15 protein-coding genes and 2 riboswitches are annotated in these 19,341 nt (G+C 72.0%); of the genes, 10 read left to right on the forward strand and 5 right to left on the reverse strand.

Annotation, left to right across the window (positions count from 1 at the left end; genetic code table 11):
• Window positions 1–198 precede the first annotated feature (198 nt).
• Window positions 199–1,536: an aminotransferase class I/II-fold pyridoxal phosphate-dependent enzyme gene (locus tag FB465_RS04585; protein ID WP_145787826.1), complete on the reverse strand. Its 1,338-nt coding sequence runs from the start codon at window positions 1,534–1,536 to the stop codon at window positions 199–201.
• Between the two features lie 34 nt (window positions 1,537–1,570).
• Between FB465_RS04585 and FB465_RS04590 the strand changes: the two genes are divergently transcribed.
• From FB465_RS04590 to FB465_RS04615, 6 genes are all read left to right on the forward strand, one after another.
• Complete coding sequence (locus FB465_RS04590) at window positions 1,571–2,224, forward strand: pyridoxamine 5'-phosphate oxidase family protein (protein WP_145787828.1); 654 nt, start codon at window positions 1,571–1,573, stop codon at window positions 2,222–2,224.
• A 13-nt stretch (window positions 2,225–2,237) separates the two neighbouring features.
• The gene (locus tag FB465_RS04595) at window positions 2,238–2,858 is read left to right on the forward strand and encodes an FMN-binding negative transcriptional regulator (RefSeq protein ID WP_145787830.1); all 621 of its coding nucleotides are present in this window, start codon (window positions 2,238–2,240) and stop codon (window positions 2,856–2,858) included.
• Window positions 2,859–2,951: 93 nt separating this feature from the next.
• Complete coding sequence (locus FB465_RS04600) at window positions 2,952–4,415, forward strand: sugar porter family MFS transporter (protein WP_211785936.1); 1,464 nt, start codon at window positions 2,952–2,954, stop codon at window positions 4,413–4,415.
• 154 nt (window positions 4,416–4,569) lie between these two features.
• Window positions 4,570–5,262 (forward strand): dienelactone hydrolase family protein, encoded by a 693-nt coding sequence (locus FB465_RS04605; protein WP_145787833.1) that lies wholly within the window; start codon window positions 4,570–4,572, stop codon window positions 5,260–5,262.
• 58 nt (window positions 5,263–5,320) lie between these two features.
• Entirely contained in the window at window positions 5,321–6,598 is a 1,278-nt protein-coding gene (locus tag FB465_RS04610; protein WP_145787835.1) for an MFS transporter, read from the forward strand.
• Between the two features lie 141 nt (window positions 6,599–6,739).
• A complete protein-coding gene (locus tag FB465_RS04615) occupies window positions 6,740–7,567 on the forward strand; it encodes a PhzF family phenazine biosynthesis protein (RefSeq protein ID WP_145787837.1) in 828 nt (275 codons plus the stop codon).
• On the opposite strand, the gene FB465_RS04620 is transcribed toward FB465_RS04615, so the two are convergent.
• Both FB465_RS04620 and FB465_RS04625 read right to left on the reverse strand, forming a co-directional pair.
• Window positions 7,545–8,333 (reverse strand): CPBP family intramembrane glutamic endopeptidase, encoded by a 789-nt coding sequence (locus tag FB465_RS04620; protein WP_145787840.1) that lies wholly within the window; start codon window positions 8,331–8,333, stop codon window positions 7,545–7,547. The genes FB465_RS04615 and FB465_RS04620 overlap by 23 nt on opposite strands.
• An 86-nt stretch (window positions 8,334–8,419) precedes the next feature.
• Window positions 8,420–9,919 carry a glutamate-cysteine ligase family protein gene (locus FB465_RS04625; protein WP_145787841.1) on the reverse strand — a complete coding sequence of 500 codons (1,500 nt, stop codon included), beginning with the start codon at window positions 9,917–9,919 and terminating at the stop codon, window positions 8,420–8,422.
• Between the two features lie 364 nt (window positions 9,920–10,283).
• Between FB465_RS04625 and FB465_RS04630 the strand changes: the two genes are divergently transcribed.
• The gene (locus tag FB465_RS04630) at window positions 10,284–10,874 is read left to right on the forward strand and encodes a hypothetical protein (RefSeq protein WP_145787843.1); all 591 of its coding nucleotides are present in this window, start codon (window positions 10,284–10,286) and stop codon (window positions 10,872–10,874) included.
• Between the two features lie 289 nt (window positions 10,875–11,163).
• Window positions 11,164–11,355: a DUF5999 family protein gene (locus FB465_RS04635; protein WP_145787845.1), complete on the forward strand. Its 192-nt coding sequence runs from the start codon at window positions 11,164–11,166 to the stop codon at window positions 11,353–11,355.
• Window positions 11,356–11,564: 209 nt separating this feature from the next.
• Here FB465_RS04635 and gcvP read toward each other — a convergent pair whose 3' ends face one another.
• A complete protein-coding gene (gene gcvP, locus FB465_RS04640; protein ID WP_145787847.1) occupies window positions 11,565–14,465 on the reverse strand; it encodes an aminomethyl-transferring glycine dehydrogenase in 2,901 nt (966 codons plus the stop codon).
• A gap of 90 nt (window positions 14,466–14,555) precedes the next feature.
• Window positions 14,556–14,687: riboswitch (glycine riboswitch) on the reverse strand.
• A 1-nt stretch (window position 14,688) separates the two neighbouring features.
• A riboswitch (glycine riboswitch) is annotated at window positions 14,689–14,794 on the reverse strand.
• A 224-nt stretch (window positions 14,795–15,018) separates the two neighbouring features.
• Here gcvP and FB465_RS04645 point away from each other — a divergent pair.
• Window positions 15,019–16,056, forward strand: coding sequence for a PRC and DUF2382 domain-containing protein (locus tag FB465_RS04645; RefSeq protein WP_145787849.1), 1,038 nt, complete (start codon window positions 15,019–15,021; stop codon window positions 16,054–16,056).
• A gap of 187 nt (window positions 16,057–16,243) precedes the next feature.
• Window positions 16,244–17,716 (forward strand): MFS transporter, encoded by a 1,473-nt coding sequence (locus FB465_RS04650; protein ID WP_145787851.1) that lies wholly within the window; start codon window positions 16,244–16,246, stop codon window positions 17,714–17,716.
• Window positions 17,717–17,872: 156 nt separating this feature from the next.
• On the opposite strand, the gene FB465_RS04655 is transcribed toward FB465_RS04650, so the two are convergent.
• Window positions 17,873–19,237 carry a DNA polymerase IV gene (locus FB465_RS04655; protein ID WP_145787853.1) on the reverse strand — a complete coding sequence of 455 codons (1,365 nt, stop codon included), beginning with the start codon at window positions 19,235–19,237 and terminating at the stop codon, window positions 17,873–17,875.
• Window positions 19,238–19,341 lie beyond the last annotated feature (104 nt).

Below are 19,341 nucleotides of genomic sequence, written 5' to 3' on the forward strand. Positions count from 1 at the left end.
GAACTCCTGCTGACGGCCTCCCGTGAGTGGGGTCGGGAGGCTCGGGTGAGGGTGGGCCGCCGGCCGGTGGCGCGATGAATGTGACATGACCGCGCTTGTTACCGCTAGGTATCCAACACAAGTTTCTTGGACGACCTTTGCTGCGTGATTGTCCGACTACAGGCGGTATGGCACCCGCCCTTCGGGTCAGATCAGGGGTCAGATCAGCCTCGAGGTCGCTCCGGACGCCCCCAGGACGGCCGCCAGGTCGGCCGCCAACTGCGGGGCCTCCCGGGGAGCGAGGGTCGCGATGGTGATCCGTACACCGGGCGGCGACTGCTGGCGGAAGCGCGCCCCGGGCGCCACCACCCAGCCCCGCTGGACCAGGGCCGCCACCACCCCGGACTCGTCCGGCACCGGCACCCAGACGTTCAGCCCGCCGGCGCCGTGCGCCTCGATCCCGTGCGCCGCGAGGGCCGCCAACAGGGCGTCCCGGCGCGCGCGGTAGGCGGCCGCCACCTCACGGACGGGCGCCGCGTCCGTGCGCCAGAGCTCGGCGACGGTGCGCTGGAGCAGCAGGCTGACCCAGCCGGTGTCCAGGCGCTGACGGCCCAGGACCCGGCCGATGGTGTCCTGGTCGCCGATCGCCACGGCGAGGCGCAGGTCGGGCCCGTACGCCTTGGCCGCGGAGCGGATCACCGCCCACCGCGAGGAGCGGCCGGTGGCGAGCGGCTGGTACGGCTGGTCGACGATGCCGTGGCCGTGGTCGTCCTCGATCAGCAGGACCCCGGGATGCTCGGCGAGCACCGCCCGCAGGGCCGCCGCGCGGGCCGGGGTCAGGGCTGCGCCGGTGGGGTTCTGGGCGCGCACGGTGACGATCACGGCCCTGGCACCGGCGGCGAGCGCCTCGGCCAGCGAGTCGGGCAGCGGGCCCTCGTCGTCCAGCCGGACGGAAGCGGGGCGCAGGCCGAGGGCGGGCAGCAGATCGAGCACGCTGCCCCAGCCCGGGTCCTCGACGGCGACCAGGTCGCCCGGGCGCAGCTGGGTGGTGAGGATCCGCTCGATGGTGTCCAGCGCGCCGGAACAGACCGCCAGGGAGCCGTCCGGGGCGCCGTCCGCGAGGAAGGAGGCTCGGGCCAGGGCGAGCAGCTCGGGGTCGGCCCGCGGGTGCCCGTAGAGCACCGGGGCCCGGTCGCCGGCGGCGGCCGCTACGGCCATGGCGGGGGCCAGGGCGGGGAGCAGCGCGGTGTCGGGGTTGCCGTCGGAGAGGTCCCGGGCTCCGGCCGGGACGGGGATGCGGATCTGGTCCCGCGGGGTGGTGGCGGGCCGCGGGCGGACCCGGCTGCCCTTGCGGCCCGCCGTCTCGATCACCCCGCGGTCGCGCAGCAGGCGGTAGGCGGCCGCGACGGTGTTGGGGTTGACGCCCAGCTCGCCGGCCAGGTCGCGCAGCGGCGGGAGTGCGGCGCCCGGCTGCAGCTCGCCACTGCTGACGGCGTGTTCGATGTCGGCGGCAATCTCGTTGGCACGCCGACCCTTGATCCGATAGTCTCCTAGCACAAAAGGAATTATGCACTAGTACATAGAGGTTGTCATGTCGGACACCACCTACGCCCGTACGGAACGCACCACTCCGACCCGCTACCGCGACCGGGCCACCTGGGAGCGCGAGGCCATCCACGCCATTCTGGACAGCGCGTACATCTGCCACCTCGGCTTCATGGCGAACGGCGCGCCGGTGGTGCTGCCCACCATCTACGCCCGCGTCGGCGACCGCCTCTACGTGCACGGCTCGACGGGCAGCCGCCCGCTGCGCGGGGCCGGCGCCGACCAGGGCATGCCGGTGTGCGTCACGGTGACCTTGGTGGACGGGCTGGTGCTGGCCAAGTCCGCGTTCAACCACTCGGTCAACTTCCGCTCCGTGGTGGCCCACGGCATCGCCCAGCAGGTCACCGACCCGGAGGAGCTGGCGGTGGCCCTGGACGCCCTGGTGGACCACTCCGTCCCCGGCCGCTCGGGCGACGTCCGCCGGCCCAACGCCAAGGAGCTGGCGGCGACGGCGGTGGTACGGCTGGTGCTTGACGAGGTGTCGGCGAAGACCCGGGACGACGGGGTGGACGACGACGAGGCCGACCTGGAGCTGCCGTACTGGGCGGGTGTGGTCCCGGTCTCGACGGTGCACGGCACCCCGGTGCCGGACGCCTCGACCACCGTCCCGCTGCCCGCGTATCTGCGCGACTTCCGCTGACGGAGGGCCGGTCATGCTCATCAGGTCCTGGGACAGGGGCAGCGAGGCCGAGTGGCGCGAGTGGCTCGCGGCGGGGCGCGACTTCGGCCTGCTGGCCGCCAACGGCCCCGCCGGCAGCGGGCCGGTGCTCGTCCCCACCCACTTCGTGCTGGACGCCGAGCTCGGTGAGATCCTGCTCCATCTGGCCACCCCGAACCCGCTCTGGGCCGCGGTCCGGGCCGACCCGCACGTGACGCTGTCGGTCACGGACGACTACGCCTTCGCACCCGGCCACTGGCGCGGCGAGCCCGGGACGCCGACCAGCTACTACGCCTCCGTCCAGTTCTCCTGCAGCGCCGAGATCGTCGAGGACGCGGCGGGCAAGGCGGAGATCCTCAACCGCCAGCTCGCGCACTTCCAGCCGGAGACGCCCGACACCCGGGTCACCCCGGGCGAGGAGCCGTTCGGCAGACTGCTCTCCGGCATCCGCGGGCTGCTACTGACGGTCCGCCGGGTCGACGCCAAGTTCAAGTACGACGACAAGAAGCCGGCCGAGCAGCAGGCCGCACTGGCCGACCGGCTGGCAGAGCGCGGCCAGGGGCTGGACGCGGGCGCCCGGGCGCAGCTGCTCCGACGCAACGCGCTGCGGAGCTGACGGCACCTCCGAGGGGTGGGCGGGATCCGACATTTCGGTTCATCAGCTGCATAACGCGCAATGAGCACGTAAGGCTGATGGAATGTGAGCCGGATCCTCTCCGTCCGGCCGAGCGCGCGGGCCGCCGAACCCCGGGAGCGCCTCCTGTCCACCACCCCTCCGACCCGCTGGGCCGGCGAGGCGCATCTCAGCCATGTCGTCTTCATCTCGGCGGCCGCCGCGATGGGCGGCTTCCTGTTCGGTTACGACAGCGCGGTCATCAACGGTGCGGTGACGGGCATTCAGAAGCACTTCGGCGTCGGGAACGGCGAGACCGCCTTCGTGGTCGCGATCGCCCTGCTCGGTTCGGCGGCCGGCGCGGTGGCCGCCGGCCGGCTGGCCGACCACCTGGGCCGGGTCAGGACCATGCTGCTGGCCGCCGTGCTGTTCGCGATCAGCGGCGTGGGCTCGATGTTCCCGCCCAACATCGGCCTGCTGGGCTTCTGGCGGGTGGTGGGCGGCATCGCGATCGGCATCGCCTCGGTGATCGCACCGACGTACATCGCCGAGGTGGCCCCCACCGCGTACCGCGGGCGGCTCGCCTCGTTCCAGCAGCTCGCCATCGTGCTCGGCATCACCGTCTCGCAGCTCGCCAACTGGGGGCTCAACCAGGCGGCCGGCGGCGAGTCCACCGGGCACCTCGGCGGGGTGCAGGCATGGCAGTGGATGCTCGGCGTGGAGGCGATCCCGGCCATCGTGTACGGGCTGATGGCGCTGGCCATCCCCGAGTCGCCGCGCTTCCTGATCGCCGATCACCGCGAGGAAGAGGCCCGCAAGGTGCTGACCGAGGTGGAGGGCGCGGGCGTCGACCTCGACGCCCGGGTGGCCGAGATCCGGGCGGTGCTGGAGAGTACGCACAAGCCCAGGCCGAAGGACCTGCTCAGCGGCCGGTTCGGCCTGCTGCCGATCGTCTGGGTGGGCATCGGCGCCTCGGTCTTCCAGCAGTTCGTCGGCATCAACGTGATCTTCTACTACTCCTCCTTCCTGTGGCAGTCGGTCGGTATCGACGAGAGCAACTCGCTGCTCATCAGCCTGTCCACTTCGATCATCAACGTGATCGGCACGGTGGTCGCGATGGCCCTGGTGGACCGGATCGGCCGCAAGCCGCTCGCCCTCGCCGGGTCGGCGGGCATGGCGCTGGCGCTCGGCACGGCGGCCTGGGCCTTCTCCTACCGGGTCGGCACGGGCGACACGGCGACGCTCGCCGACACGTACGCCACGGCGGCGCTGGTCGCCGCGCACGTCTTCGTGTTCTGCTTCGCCTTCTCCTGGGGCGTGGTGGTGTGGGTGCTGCTCGGTGAGATGTTCCCCAACAAGATCCGCGCGCTGGCCCTGTCGGTGGCCGCCTCCGCCCAGTGGATCGCCAACTGGGCCATCACGGTGAGCTTTCCGAACCTCTCCGACTGGAACCTGTCGGCCACCTATGTGATCTACGCGGTCTTCGCGGTGCTCTCCATCCCCTTCGTGGCCCTCTGCATCCGGGAGACCAAGGGCCGGGCACTGGAGGAGATGGGCTGAAACCACCACTCACCCGATCGGCGTGCGTCGGTGCCGGACACCGGCACCGCGCCACACATAGCATCGCTCCAGCGAGCCACCTGCACCCGCCGGACACGGCGCCGACCGTATCCGCACTGCCACGCTTCGCGCATTCGAACACAGAAGAGGACTGATGGGCGGTTCCCGGCAGAACGTCACCTTCCCCAGCAACGGTCGAACGGCGCACGGCTACCTCGCGCTGCCACCGACGGGCACAGGGCCCGGACTGATCGTCATTCAGGAGTGGTGGGGGCTCACCTCGCATGTCGCCTCCGTGGTGGACAGGTTCGCCGCCGAGGGCTTCGTGGCCCTCGCACCGGACCTGTACGGCGGCACCACCACGCACGACAAGGCCGAGGCCGCGCGGCTGCTGCGTGAGATGCCGGCCGAGCGGGCCGCCCAAGACCTGCGCGGGGCGGTGGACTTCCTGCTGGAGCAGCCCCAGGTGGCCGGGGACTCCGTGGGGGTCGTCGGCTTCTGCATGGGCGGCGGGCTCGCGCTGGTGCTGGCCGCACAGGAGGGCGACCGGGTGGCGGCGGTCGTACCGTTCTACGGCCTGCCCAAGGACCCCGGCTTCGACTACCGCGGGCTGACCGCCCATGTGCTCGGGCATTTCGGGGAGCACGACCGGTCGAACCCGGTCGCCGCCGTGGACGAGGCCGCGATCCGGATCGGCGAGGCCACCGACCGCCGGCCCGAGATCCACTTCTATCCGGCCGGCCACGCCTTCATGAACGACGAGAACCTGATCGGCACGTACGACGCGCTGCAGGCCCGGATCGCCTGGCAGCGGACGCTCAGCTTCCTCCGGGGTCACCTGGGCTGAACGGCGGACGCCGATAATCGGATGGACAGGCGGTGGGTGCGGACACCATAGTCTCGGGGTGACCAGCCAGCCTCAGCCCAGCAGCCCCTTCTCCTGGGCCGGCCGCAACTACCGGATCCAGACCGCCGCGACGGTGGTCAGCGGGCTCGGCAACGCGGCCGCGCCGATCGCCACCGCCTACGCGGTCCTGGCGACCGGCGGCGGCACCACCGAGGTCGGCTACGTCACCGCCGCGCGGATGGTGCCCCTGGTACTCCTGCTGCTGATCGGCGGCGCGCTCGCCGACCGCCTGCCGCGCCACCACGTGATGGTCGCCTCCAACCTGTTCAACGCCCTCTCCCAGGCCGCCCTCGCCGCGCTGGTGCTCAGCGGCAGCGTCCGACTCTGGGAGCTGCTGCTGCTCTCCGCCGCCGGTGGCGCCGGCCAGGCCTTCTACTCTCCGGCCTCCGAGGGCATGATCATGCAGAGCGTGGCCCAGGAGCACGCCGGCAAGGCCTTCTCGATCTTCCGGATGGCGATGAACGGCGCCCAGATCGGCGGTGCGGCGCTCGGCGGCGCCCTGGTCGCCGCCGTCGGGCCCGGGTGGGTGCTGGCCATCGACGCGGTCGGCTTCACCGTCGCCGCCGGGCTGCGGATCTTCCTGGAGGTCGAGGCGGCCCCTGCCACCGGCGACGGCGCCGGTCACAGCATGGTGCACGAACTGCGTGAAGGCTGGCGCGAGTTCGTCTCGCGGCGCTGGCTCTGGGCCGTGGTCCTGCAGTTCTCGGTGGTGATGGCCTGCATCACCGCGGTCGAGTCGGTGTACGGCCCGGTGGTCGCCCAGCAGCACCTCGGCGGCGCCCGCGACTGGGGCTTCGCGATGGCCGCCTTCGGCATCGGGATGCTCGCCTGCGGTGTGCCGATGGCCCGTTGGCAGCCGCGCCGGATCCTGCTGGTGGGCAACTACGGCGTCTTCCTGTTCGCGCTCCCCGCCCTGGCACTGGCACTCACCGCCCCGCTCCCCGTGCTCGCCACCGCGATGTTCGTCGCCGGGGCCGGGGTGACGGTCTTCGGGGTGAACTGGATGGTGGCGCTCCAGCAGGAGATCCCGGTCGAGCTGTTCTCCCGGGTCTCCGCGTACGACTACTTCGGCTCGCTCGCCCTCACCCCCGTCGGCACCGCGCTCGCCGGCCCGGCCTCGAACGCGCTGGGCCTCAGCGGCGCGCTGTGGACGTGCACGGCACTGACCGGGCTGCTCGCCGCCGCCGTACTGGCGGTGCCGGAGGTCCGCCGGCTCTCCCGGGCCCGGGCCCCGATCGTCGTCACCCCGGCGAAGGTGCCCGTCACAACCGGGTGACCGGAGGCAACGCCACCATGTCGACCGGCCGCTGGAGCGGCGCCCGACGTGAGCCGGCTGCGGCGCGCAGGGTAGGTTCCGGTCCACCTACCGCCGATTGGCCCTGTCCGGAGGCGGCCGACGCCCCCTAGGGTCGGTCCCATGCGGATCAGAGTCATCGATGCCTTCTCCGACCGGCCCTTCGCCGGCAACCCCGCCGCGGTCTGCGTCCTGGACGGGCCCGACTGGCCCGACGCCGCCTGGATGCAGCGGCTCGCCATCGAGATGAACCTCTCCGAGACCGCCTTCGCCCGGCCGCTGCCGGGCGAAGGCGAGGCGGACTGGGGGCTGCGCTGGTTCACCCCCGGCAACGAGGTCGACCTGTGCGGGCACGCCACCCTGGCCACCGTCCACGCCCTGCGCTCCGACGGCCTGCTGGTCGAGGGCTGGGTACGCTTCGCCACCCGCAGCGGCGTCCTGCGGGCCCGTCCCGAGTCCGACGGCACCATCACCCTGGACTTCCCGGTCAACCCGCGGATTCCGGTCCCGGCGCCGGACGGCCTGGCCGAGGCCCTCGGCAGCCCGGTGGTCGCGAGCTTCGACACCGGCCCGCTCGGCGACCTGCTGGTGCTGCTCCCCGACGAGAAAACCGTCCGGGCGCTCAGCCCCGATCTCGGTGCCGTCGCCGGGCTGCCCACCCGAGGCGTGGTCGTCACGGCACCCGCGGAGGACCCCTCGGCGGAGTACCAGTTCGTCTCCCGCTTCTTCGGCCCGGCCGTCGGCGTCCCGGAGGACCCGGTCACCGGCAGCGCCCACACCGCTCTCGCCCCGTACTGGGCCGAGCAGCTGGGCCGCACCCGGCTGACCGGCTACCAGGCCTCGGCGCGCGGCGGCCTGGTCGTCTGCGAGCTGACGGGTGACCGGGTCCTGCTCTCCGGGCGCGCGGTGACCGTACTGGACGGAGTGCTCAGCCCGTCGGCAGCCAGCTGACGTGCCCCGCCAGCACGGCGTACCCGACGAAGGCGACGGTGTCGATCAGCCCGTGGGCGACCACCAGCGGCATCACCCGCCCCCAACGGCGGTACAGCAGGCAGAAGACGACGCCCATCACCATGTTGCCGACCAGCCCGCCGACGCCCTGGTAGAGGTGGTACGAGCCGCGCAGCACCGAGCTGGTCACCAGCATGGCGGGCCAGCCCCAGCCGAGCTGGCCGAGGCGGCGCAGCAGGTAGCCGACCACGATCACCTCCTCCAGGATGGCGTTCTGCCAGGCGGAGGCGATCAGCACCGGGATGCGCCACCAGACACTCGGCAGGCCTGACGGTGCGACGGTCAGGTTGAAGCCGAGCGCCTGTGCGGCCAGGTAGAGGGCGAGGCCGGAGCCGCCGATCGCGGCGGCGACGGCCGCGCCCCGGCCGAGGTCGCCCAGCTTGCGGCGGAGGTCGAAGCCGAGCACCCGCAGCGAGGTGCCCTCCCGGACCAGCAGGTAGCCGACCAGCACCACGGGCATCAGGCCGCGGAGGATGTAGTAGGTCTGCCAGGCCAGGTCCAGCCAGGGCCGGCCCGGCGCCCGGGAGGCGTTCAGGGTGGCGACCTGCTTGCCGAGGGCGAGCGGTTCGGTGAGCGAGCCGGCGAAGCTGATCAGCGCGGCGACACCGCTCGCACCGAGCGACAGCCCCAGGACGATCAGCAGTTCCACGCCGAGCAGCCGACGGGACGGCGCCGAGGTCTCGCACTCGGTCGAAACGGTGGTCACCAGGTCTCCAGCACACGAGGCTCGGCCCGGCGACCGATCCTGCCGCCGGGCCGATCATCCTTCCATACCAAGGCGACTCGGAACGGTCACCCCACCGGCCAGGTGTGGACGGGCTCGCCGGTGCGCATGTACTCCATGTACCGCCGGGTCATCGCGGAGATGGCCGCTCCCCGGTCCATGCCGAACTGCTCGCGCAGCCGGTGCACGGTGGCGCTCTGCCAGCCGGCCCCGTTGGTGCGGCGCAGGCAGCGCTGCTCGATGATGCCGAGATAGCGGTCCCGGTCCCCCGGCGCCACACCCCACTGGTCCAGGCCCTGGTACGCGAGCGGGAGCAGCTCGTTCAGCACCAGGTCGGTGGCCGCGACGGGGGCCGTGCCCCGGGCCCCGCGGCCGTGCCTGGGCCACTGCAGGACGGCCTCGACGCCGTACCGGGCGGCGGTGTGGAAGTTCTCGTCGGCCTGTGCGAAGGGCAGCCGGGTCCAGACCGGCCTCGGCTGTTCGGCGAGGACCCGGACCAGGCCGTAGTAGAAGGCCGCGTTGGCCAGGGTGTCCGCCACGGTGGGCCCGGCCGGCAGGCAGCGGTTCTCCACCCGCAGGTGCGGTACGCCGCCGGCGACGTCGTACACCGGGCGGTTCCAGCGGTAGATGGTGCCGTTGTGCAGGCGCATCTCGGAGAGCTTGGGGACGCCGCCGGAGGCGAGCACCTTGACCGGGTCCTCGTCGTCGCAGATCGGCAGCAGGGCCGGGAAGTACCGCAGGTTCTCGGCGAAGAGATCGAGCGCGGAGTCGACCCAGCGCTCCCCGAACCAGGTGATGGGGCGTACGCCCTGCGCCTTGAGCTCGGCCGAACGGGTGTCGCAGGCCTGCTGGAAGAGGACGGGGCGCGTCTCGCGCCACAGCTCCCGACCGAACAGGAAGGGCGAGTTGGCGCCGAGCGCGACCTGGATCGAGGAGATCGCCTGGGCGGCGTTCCAGACCGAGGCGAAGCGCTCGGGGGTGACCTGGAGGTGCAGCTGGAGCGAGGTGGCGGCGGCCTCGGCGACCATCGAGACCGATTCGACGGCCAGGTGCTCGACGCCCTCGATGTCGAGGGCGATGTCCTCCCCTCGCGCGGCCAGTATCTGGTCGCTGAGCAGGGTGTAGCGGTCGTTGTGGGACATGCTCTCGAGGCCGGTGTGGTCCAGGTCGAGGGTCGGCAGGATGCCGACCATCACGATCCGGGCGCCGACCTCGGCGGCCTTGCGGTCGGCGTACCGCAGGCCGGTGTCGATCTCCTCGCGGAGTTCCTCCAGGACATGCCCGCCGAGCCGGCGCGGTGCAATGTTGACCTCGATGTTGAACTGGCCGAGCTCGGTCTGGAAGTCACTGGAGGCGATGGCGCCGAGCACCTGCTCGTTGAGCATCAGCGGTTGGCCCTGCTCGTCCGCCAGGTTGAGCTCGATCTCCAGCCCCATCATGGCCCTGGGACGGTCGAAGCGCTCCTCGCGCAGCATCCGCTCCAGGGCGTCCAGACACGACTGGAGCTTGCGACGGTACAGCTGTCGGTCGGACAGTTCCGCGCGAGTCGCCACGACCTTCTCGCCCATGGGTGCCCCTTCACCTAGGTCGACCGTTACTGCATCATGCCCAGCGCGAAGATCGATAGCCGCCTGCTCGAACGCGTTGGCGGGACAAGCTTCCTGACGTTCTATCAGCGACTTTCCAACTTGCCCCAGACCACCGAACGTGATAAGAAGGTCACCCTGCGCACCTGTTCGAGTAGAATTCGCACTGCGCTCCGGCCCGGTTGCATGCCGCTCCGAGACCCTTGTCGACGGCCCCCTCGTAGCTGGCACACTCCGCGCCCGCACCGCGATCATGCACAACCGGACACGGCCAGGTCCCGTCACACCAACGCCACGCCGGTATGCCGCACTCGCACGCCGATCTAGCACGGAGAGGCGACCCGCCATGACTCTGCAGACGCCCCAGCCCCCGCCCAGTGCCCTGCGCGCCGTACTCGGCGCGCTGGACTGCGAGGCCGCGCTGTGCCAGCCTGCCGCCGCCGCCCTGCGCGGCGCGGCGGGCGCACTGCTGCCCACGCATCCGCTCGCGGTGCACGTGCTGGACGGGCCCGGTACCCATCTCGCGTCGGCCCGGCGCACCGGGTGGCGTTTCCTGATCAAGCACAGCCCGCTCAAGCAGGGCGCGTCGGAGGTGGCCGCGGCGGCCGAGGTGGTCGAGACGCCGGACGGCCACTCCTTCTCGCACTTCACCGCCGGGCCGTACCTGGACTCGACCGTCCGCGCGCTGCGGCAGGCCTGGCAACTCGCCCAGGCCTCGCGCTCGCGGCATCAGCCGAGGCTGCTGTCGATGCCGGGCCACTACGCCACGGCGCTCTGGCTGCACCACCCCGAGCCGGGCCCGGCCACCGACCTGCTGATCCCACTGGCGCCGGCGCCGCTCGGCATCACGGCCCACCGCGTCTACCCGGCGGCCGAACTGCTGGCCCTGCTGGAGCGCACCCGCGTCCCCGCTCCGCTCGCACTCGGGATCTCCTGAGCCTCCTGAGGCTCCTGGGTCCCCTGAGACACATTCACCCGGACGGGCCATCCGGGCTGACCCGATCCGGCCAGCCCGTTGATGACCCGTCCGGAAGTCGCTCGCCTCGGTCCGCCATCTGAATGGGTGATGTAGGGCGCTCAGTTGTGGCGCATGTCACGAAACTGCTGCGGGATGGCCTCGGGATGCCGACACTGGGAACCAGCGTGGGAGGGGCGTCAGTCCTACCCATCGAAGCGCCGGTTCACACCTGCGGGCCGGGATTGCAAGCGAAGCGAGGGTACGAGCTATGTGCCAGCACCGTCCTGAGTGCCCGTCCGCGGAATCCGCCGACCGCGAGGCGGCCGTGCCGGTCGCCTGCCACCCCGACCAGGGGTGGAGCCTGCTCTGCAACGGCGTCCTGCTCTTCGACGACACCGGCGAGCTGCTGCCCGACGGCCGGGTGATCGCCCCACGCCGCCCCCTGGCCATCGCAGCCTGACCAGAGGCAACCGGAGGCAGCGGGCCAACCACCGGGGGCGCGGGGCTCTGCTTGATCAGAAGCGTGCGCGAAACCGGAAGGCCCCACGCCGCAGCCGGGCTCGGACAGCACATGCAACTCACTGTCCGAACCCGGCTGACGATCCAGCTCCTCCGCCCCGCGCCGTTCCCCGCGCCCCTTCGGGCTACCCGGTTGCCCGGGCTGTCCGATTACGCGCCGTACTCGTCCAGCGGCGGGCACGAGCAGACCAGGTTGCGGTCCCCGTACGCGCCGTCGATCCGGCTCACCGGCGGCCAGTACTTGTCGGCCGGGTTGACGCCCGCCGGGAAGACCGCCTCCTGGCGCGAGTAGCCGTGCGCCCAGTCACCGGCCAGCGTGGCCGCGGTGTGCGGGGCGTTACGCAGCGGGTTGTCCTCCGCCGCCCACTCGCCGGAGCCGACCTTGTCGATCTCGCCGCGGATCTCGATCATCGCCTCGCAGAAGCGGTCGATCTCGTGCAGGTCCTCGGACTCGGTGGGCTCGATCATCAGCGTGCCGGCCACCGGGAAGGACATGGTCGGGGCGTGGAAGCCGTAGTCGATCAGGCGCTTGGCGATGTCGTCCACGGTCACCCCCGTCTCCTTGGTGAGCGGGCGCAGGTCGATGATGCACTCGTGCGCGACCAGGCCGCCGGGGCCCGTGTAGAGCACCGGGAAGTGCGGGGCGAGGCGCTTGGCGATGTAGTTGGCGTTCAGCACCGCGACCTGGGTGGCGCGCTTGAGGCCCTCGCCGCCCATGAGGCGGACGTACGCCCAGGAGATCGGCAGGATGGCCGCCGAGCCCCACGGCGCCGCCGAGATCGGGCCGACGCCGGTGGCCGGGCCCGCCTCGCTCTGCAGCGGGTGGTTGGGCAGGTACGGCGCGAGGTGCTCGCGCACCGCGACCGGGCCGACGCCCGGGCCGCCGCCGCCGTGCGGGATGCAGAAGGTCTTGTGCAGGTTCAGGTGCGAGACGTCCGCGCCGAACTTGCCCGGCTTGGCGAGGCCGACCAGGGCGTTCAGGTTGGCACCGTCGACGTACACCTGGCCGCCGGCCTCGTGCACGGCCGCGCAGATGTCGGTGATCTGGGTCTCGAACACGCCGTGGGTGGACGGGTAGGTGACCATCAGCACGGCGAGCTGGTCGCGGTGCTGGTCGATCTTGGCCTGCAGGTCCACGACGTCCACGTCGCCGTCGGTCAGGGTCTTGACCACGACGACCCGCATGCCAGCCATCACGGCGGAGGCCGCGTTGGTGCCGTGCGCGGAGGCCGGGATCAGGCAGACGTCGCGCTGGGTGTCGCCGTTGGCCCTGTGGTACGCGCGGACGGCCAGCAGGCCGGCCAGTTCGCCCTGGGAGCCCGCGTTGGGCTGGATGGAGACGGCGTCGTAGCCGGTCACCTCGACCAGCTGCTGCTCCAGCTGGCGGATCAGGGTGAGGAAACCTTCCGCCTGGTCGATCGGGGTGAAGGGGTGCAGCTGGCCGAACTCGGGCCAGGTCACCGGCTCCATCTCGGTGGTCGCGTTGAGCTTCATGGTGCAGGAGCCCAGCGGGATCATGCCGCGGTCCAGCGCGTAGTCGCGGTCCGAGAGGCGGCGCAGGTAGCGCAGCATGGCGGTCTCGGAGCGGTGGCTGTGGAAGACCGGGTGGGTGAGGTACTCGTCCTCGCGCAGCAGGGCGGCCGGCAGCGCGTCGGCGGTCTCGTCCACCGAGGCACCGCGCACGCCGAAGGCGGCCCAGACGGCGGCCAGGTGGTCGCGGGTGGTGGTCTCGTCGCAGGAGATCGAGACCAGGTCCTCGCCGTCCTGGAAGAGGTTGACGCCGTTGTCACGGGCGGCCGCGACCACGGAGGCGGCGCGGCCGGGGACGCGGGCGGTGACGGTGTCGAAGAACTCGCCGTGCACCAGCTCGACGCCACCGGCGCGCAGGCCCTCTGCCAGCGCGGCGGCGTAGCGGTGGGTGCGGCGGGCGATGTCGGCCAGGCCGTCGGGGCCGTGGTAGACCGCGTACATCGAGGCCATCACGGCGAGCAGCACCTGGGCGGTGCAGATGTTGGAGGTGGCCTTCTCGCGGCGGATGTGCTGCTCGCGGGTCTGCAGGGCCAGGCGGTAGGCGCGGTTGCCGTCGGCGTCGACGGAGACGCCGACCAGGCGGCCGGGCAGGTTGCGGGCGTACTCGGCGCGGACGGCCAGGTAGCCGGCGTGCGGGCCGCCGAAGCCCATCGGCACGCCGAAGCGCTGCGAGGTGCCGCAGGCGATGTCGGCGCCCAGCTCGCCCGGCGACTTCAGCAGGGTGAGGGCCAGCAGGTCGGCGGCGACGGCGACGACCGCGCCCAGGCCGTGGGCCTGCTCGATGACGGGCTTGAGGTCCCGCACGACGCCCGAGGCACCCGGGTACTGGAGCAGCGCACCGAAGACGCCGCGCTCGGCGATCTCGGCCGGGATGCCGGCGGAGAGGTCGGCGACGACCACCTCGACACCGGTCGGCTCGGCGCGGGTCTGGATCACCGCGATGGTCTGCGGCAGCGTGTCGGCGTCGACCAGGAAGACGCCGCCCTTGACCTTGGTGACACGGCGGGCCAGCGCCATCGCCTCGGCGGCCGCCGTGCCCTCGTCGAGCAGCGAGGAGCCGGAGGTGGCCAGGCCGGTGAGGTCGGAGACCAGGGTCTGGAAGTTGAGCAGCGCCTCCAGGCGGCCCTGCGAGATCTCCGGCTGGTACGGGGTGTAGGCGGTGTACCAGGCGGGGTTCTCGAGCACGTTGCGCAGGATCACCGGCGGGGTGAAGGTGCCGTAGTAGCCCAGGCCGATCATCGGCTGGAGGACCTGGTTGCGGGAGGCCAGCTCGCGGAGTTCGGCGAGCACCTGGGCCTCGCTGCGGCCCGCGGGGAGGCCGAGCGCGGTGAGGCTGCGGATCGCCTCGGGCACGGCGGCGTCGGACAGCTCGTCCAGCGAGCCGTAGCCCACGTGGGCGAGCATCTTGTCCTGTGCGGCCGCGTCGGGGCCGATGTGGCGGGTCTCGAAGGGGCTGGCCTGCTCGAGCTCGGTGAGCGTCGCGTCGCTGTGGGTGCGACCGGTGATCGGCTGGGCGTTCATGGGGGTCGAGGCCTCCTGGTCACGGACCGGCGGGGGTACGCACGCCGGACGGCCGCCGTGGGAGGCCTTCAACGCACGAACCCGTAAGCCTCCCCCTCTGTCATCTGTACCTGAGAGCTTCGTCGTACCGGCGCCCGTTGGCATCCCGTCGACTTGCACCGTCGGTGAGGGTGGTGGCCACCGGCTCCTGCGCCGGCGGTCCTGCCCTGCTTTCCAGAGTGACCTATCCCACGCGGTACGGATGCCTGAGAGATTCCGGGGAGGAGTTGCTCCTTCGGCGCCCCTGCCTCGCTGTTTCACGGGGTCGGGGACTCTCCCGCGCGGGCTCGGCGGTCGCGCCCAGGGTACCAGCGGAATCCCCGCAGATCACCGGTCAGGGCGGGGCCGTCGGTACGGGTGCGAAGTACCCCGGACGGCCCAGTGGTATCCCGGACGGCCGCGCTCGGGTCGCAGGTGCCCGATTGATGCCTTTTCGTGTGAAGTGGCGGATGGGCAGCTCCTCCAACCGCCCCCTGACGGAGATTCCACAGGAGCAGTTGGACTGGAGGAAAGCGTGCAGACCGATATCGATCCGCGAGACCTGATCGGGCACAAGGCGGTCGACCGGAACGGTGACAAGATCGGCACGGTCGACGAGGTGTATCTCGACGACGCGACCGGCGAGCCCGAGTGGGCCGCGGTCCGCACCGGGATCTTCGGCCGGGACGCGTTCGTCCCGCTGACCACCAGCGAGTTCTCGGGCGAGGAGCTCAAGGTCCCGTACGACAAGTCCCTGATCAAGGAGTCTCCCGACTTCGGCGTGGGCCAGCACCTGTCCCCGGCCCAGGAGCTCCAGCTCTACCGCTACTACGGGCTGGACGCCGGCGGCACTCCCCCCGCCTCGGCCACCAACGGCTCCGTCGCACCGAAGGGCGCCGACCTCGACTTCGGCGCAGTCCCCGCCGCCCCCGCCCCCGCACCCCCGAAGACCGAGGCCGCAACGATGCCGTTCACCGCACCGCTCACCGATCACGAGAAGCCGTCCCCAACGGTCGAGAAGTCCATCCCCGAGACCTCCGAGACCAACGTACGGTCCATGACCCCGACCGTCGCGCAGCCCGTCCCGGCATCGGACGCGCCGATGACCAGCACCCCGAACGGGCCGCTGGAGGTCACCTGCCGCGAGGAGCGGCTCGACATCACCACCGAGTGGCAGGTGACGTACACGGCCCGGCTCCGCAAGTACGTGACCAGCGAGACGGTCGAGCGCCATGTGCCGGTGGTGCGGGAGCGGGTCCGGGTGGAGCGGGTGCCGGTCACCGAGGGCGAGCGGGACGCGCTGACCCAGGAGGAGATCGCCGAGGCGGTCGAGGAGGTCACGCTGCGGGAGGAGCGGCCGATGGTGCGCAAGTACCTGGTGCCGATCGAGCGGGTGCGACTGGTCGTCGAGCGCTACACCGACGACCACGTGGTGCGCGAGGAGCTGCGCCGCGAGCACGTCGAGATCGACGACAGCGCCGGTGCCGAGCCGGCCGCCGACGCCCCGGCCCCCGCCGCGGCGCAGGCCCCAATGCCGGACTCGCCTCGGCCGGAGCCGCTTCGCCCCTCCTGAGTCCAACGACCCCGGTGAGTCCAACGGCCCCGGCCCGCTCCTCGGCGGGCCGGGGCCGTTGCGTCGCCTAAGCTTCACCAGTCGATATTTGACATAGTGAAGTATCTGGCTGCATGGTTACTTCAGTTCGTTTACTTTCGCCCATCTGAAGCACATCGCTCGGGTGGCCTGAACTGGAGGAAGAACCGTGAGTGAGGCACCACAGCCCACCGCCACGGCCGCGAAGCCGAGCAGCGCACGTGTGCTCCCCGCCCTGGTACTGGCGATGCTGGCGTTCAGCGTGGTGCAGACCGCGGTCGTGCCGATCCTGCCGTCGCTGGCCAAGGAGCTGAACGTCTCCGGCTCCAACATCACCTGGCTGATGACGGCCAACCTCCTCTCCGCCGCCGTGCTGACCCCGCTGCTCGGCCGCTTCGGCGACCTGCGCGGCCGCAAGCCGATGCTGCTGGTCTCGCTGGCCGGCCTGGTGGCCGGCTCCGCGCTCGCGGTCGGGACCCACTCCTTCACCTGGCTGGTCGTCGCCCGCGTCCTGCAGGGCGCCGGCGGTGGCGTGCTGCCGCTGGCGATCAGCATCGTGCGTGACGAGCTCCCCCGGGAGAAGGTCACCGGCGGGGTCGCCCTGATCAGCGCCTCGATGGGCGTCGGCAGCGGCCTCGGCCTGGTCGCCACCGGCCTGCTGCTGGAGCACTGGAGCTACAAGTCCATCTTCTGGATGGGCCTCGTCTTCGGCCTGATCGCGGTCGCCCTGGTCGCCCTGCGCGTCCCCAAGGACCCGGTGATCGACAAGGACGGCGGCGCCGACCCGCTCGGCGCGCTGACCCTGGCCGGCTGGCTCTCCGCCCTGCTGGTCGCCGTCAGCCAGGGCAACCACTGGGGCTGGACGTCCAACAAGACCCTCGGCCTGTTCGCCGTCGCCGCCGTGATCGCGCTGGTCTGGATCGTCATCGAGACCAAGGTCAGCCACCCGCTGGTGGACATGAAGATGATGTCCCGCCCGGCCGTCGCCTTCACCAACATCTCCGGCCTGCTCATCGGCTTCGGGATGTACGGCTCCTTCCTGGTGATCAGCAACTTCGCGCAGACCCCCGAGAAGCTCGCCCACTACGGCTTCACCGCCACCGTGCTGCACGCCGGCGTGATGCTGCTCCCGTCCGCCGTCGGCTCGATGGTCGCCGCCCCGGTCGGCGCCATGCTGATCGCCCGCCGTGGCCCGCGTCTGCCGCTGGTGCTCGGTGGCGTGCTCGGCGCCGTCTCGATGGCGTACCTGGCCGTCCGGCACAGTGCCGAGGGTGACATCTACACCGCCTCCGCCGTGTTCGGCCTCGGTGTCGGCCTCGCCTACGCCGCCATGCCCGCCTTCATCAACGGCGCCGTGCCGATCGAGCAGAGCGGCATCGCCAACGGCATGAACGCGGTGCTGCGCACCGTCGGTGGCGCCGTCGGCACCGCCGTGATGGGCGCCATCCTGACCGGCGACACCATCAAGCACCTGCCGATCCCGCTGCCCACCCTGGACGCGTACAAGCACGCCTTCTGGACCGCAGCCGTGATGTGCCTGGTCGCCGCGGCCGTGCCGTTCGCCATCCGCCGCATCAAGCCCGCTGTCGCCGCTCCGGTGGAGAGCAGCGTCGGCCTGGAGCTGGCCAAGACCGACGCCTGACGAGGCGTCCACCCTCGCGCTCCGGGACAGGGCGCGAGGGGACTGGGCCCCGGTGGTCGGTGAGGGCATCGCGACCCGCCCGAGGCCCAGCCCGACAGTCGGCCCCTGGAATCCCCTGTGGATTCCGGGGGCCGGTGCCGTTCACGGCCGCAGGGCTCAGGTCTTCAGCGGCCTCAACGGCAAGGGCGCCGAGGGCACCAGCTCGGGGTCGTCCACCGCGAAGGTCCGCACCCGCCCCCGCTCGCTGTCGGGTGTCTCGAAGCGGACGGTCACCCGGCCCACCCCGCTCCCCTGCACCCAGCCGGGGCCGTGCTGAGCGTGCGTCACGTCCTGGCCGGGAAACCAGCGCCGGACGGCCGGCTCCTCGGGCTCGGCCTCCCGTACCGCCGGCTCGGGCCGGTGGTCCTCCAGCGGCTCCCGGACGGCCGCCTGGGCGAAGAGGTCCTCCTGGGTGTAGTCGGCCAGCTGGGAGACGCCCACCCCCAGTAGCCGCACCCCGCCCGTGACGTCCACCTGCAGGGCCAGGCGCCGGGCGGTCTCGGCGATCACCGCCTCGTCGTCCGTCGGCGCACGCAGGGTCTCCGACCTGGTGAGCGTGGAGAAGTCGAAGCGGCGTACCTTCAGCACCACCGTGCGGCCCGAGCGGCCGGCCGCGTGCAGCCGGCGGACGCAGCGGGCCGTCAGCACGTCGATCTCGTGCAGGATGCGGTCGCGGTCGGCGAGGTCCACCTCGAAGGTGTCCTCCACGGAGACGGACTTGGCGTCCCGGTCCGGGACCACCGGGCGCTCGTCCAGGCCTATGGACATCTGGTACACGCCGGCGCCGTGCGCCCGCCCCAGCAGCTGCACCAGCTCGGCCTCCCCGGCCTCCGCCAGGTCGTCGACGGTGGTCAGCCCGGCCCGGCGCAGCGCCTGCTCGGTGGCCGGGCCGACCCCGGGCAGCGCCCGTACCGGCATCACGCTGAGCACCGCACGCTCGGAGCCGATCTCGACCAGCACCAGGCCGTCGGGCTTGGCCTGCTCGGAGGCGATCTTCGCCATCAGCTTGGAGCCCGCCGCCCCGACCGAGGCGGTCAGCCCCGTCCGCTCCTGGATGTCCGCGCGCAGGTCCTCGGCGATCGCCAGGACCAGCTCCGCACCGCCCGCCGGCCCGGCCTCGGCCAGCGCAGGGCCGTACGGGCCCGCCTCCAGGTCGACGAAGGCCTCGTCCAGGCTGAGCGGCTCGACCAGCGGCGACAGCTCCCGCAGCAGGCCCATCACCAGCTCGCTGACCTGCCGGTAGGCCTCGAAGCGGCCCGACAGGAAGGCGGCGTTCGGACAGAGCCGCCGGGCCTGGGCCATCGGCATCGCGGAGTGCACCCCGAACTTCCGCGCCTCGTACGAGGCGGTGGCGACCACCCCCCGGCCGCCGAGCCCGCCGACCACCACCGGCTTGCCGCGCAGGCTCGGCTTGGCCGCCTGCTCCACCGCGGCGAAGAAGGCGTCCATGTCGAGGTGGATGATGCTCGGCACTGTCCGCACCTGACGATCATCCCGCAGGGGTCTGACAATCCACCCTGAGACCGACCGCCGGTAGGTGGGCAGATGGGTAACCACAGGGGCGCGTGGGGGCACCTCCCGGCCGG

This window comes from Kitasatospora atroaurantiaca (assembly GCF_007828955.1).
GTDB classification, from domain to species: domain Bacteria; phylum Actinomycetota; class Actinomycetes; order Streptomycetales; family Streptomycetaceae; genus Kitasatospora; species Kitasatospora atroaurantiaca.

Excerpts from the sequence above, each read along its gene's own strand:
- FB465_RS04590 (WP_145787828.1), top strand. The coding sequence starts at position 1,571 with ATGTCGGACACCACCTACGCCCGTACGGAACGCACCACTCCGACCCGC.
- FB465_RS04595 (WP_145787830.1), top strand. The coding sequence starts at position 2,238 with ATGCTCATCAGGTCCTGGGACAGGGGCAGCGAGGCCGAGTGGCGCGAG.
- FB465_RS04605 (WP_145787833.1), top strand. The coding sequence starts at position 4,570 with ATGGGCGGTTCCCGGCAGAACGTCACCTTCCCCAGCAACGGTCGAACG.
- FB465_RS04615 (WP_145787837.1), top strand. The coding sequence starts at position 6,740 with ATGCGGATCAGAGTCATCGATGCCTTCTCCGACCGGCCCTTCGCCGGC.
- FB465_RS04625 (WP_145787841.1), bottom strand. The coding sequence starts at position 9,919 with ATGGGCGAGAAGGTCGTGGCGACTCGCGCGGAACTGTCCGACCGACAG.
- FB465_RS04630 (WP_145787843.1), top strand. The coding sequence starts at position 10,284 with ATGACTCTGCAGACGCCCCAGCCCCCGCCCAGTGCCCTGCGCGCCGTA.
- FB465_RS04635 (WP_145787845.1), top strand. The coding sequence starts at position 11,164 with ATGTGCCAGCACCGTCCTGAGTGCCCGTCCGCGGAATCCGCCGACCGC.
- gcvP (WP_145787847.1), bottom strand. The coding sequence starts at position 14,465 with ATGAACGCCCAGCCGATCACCGGTCGCACCCACAGCGACGCGACGCTC.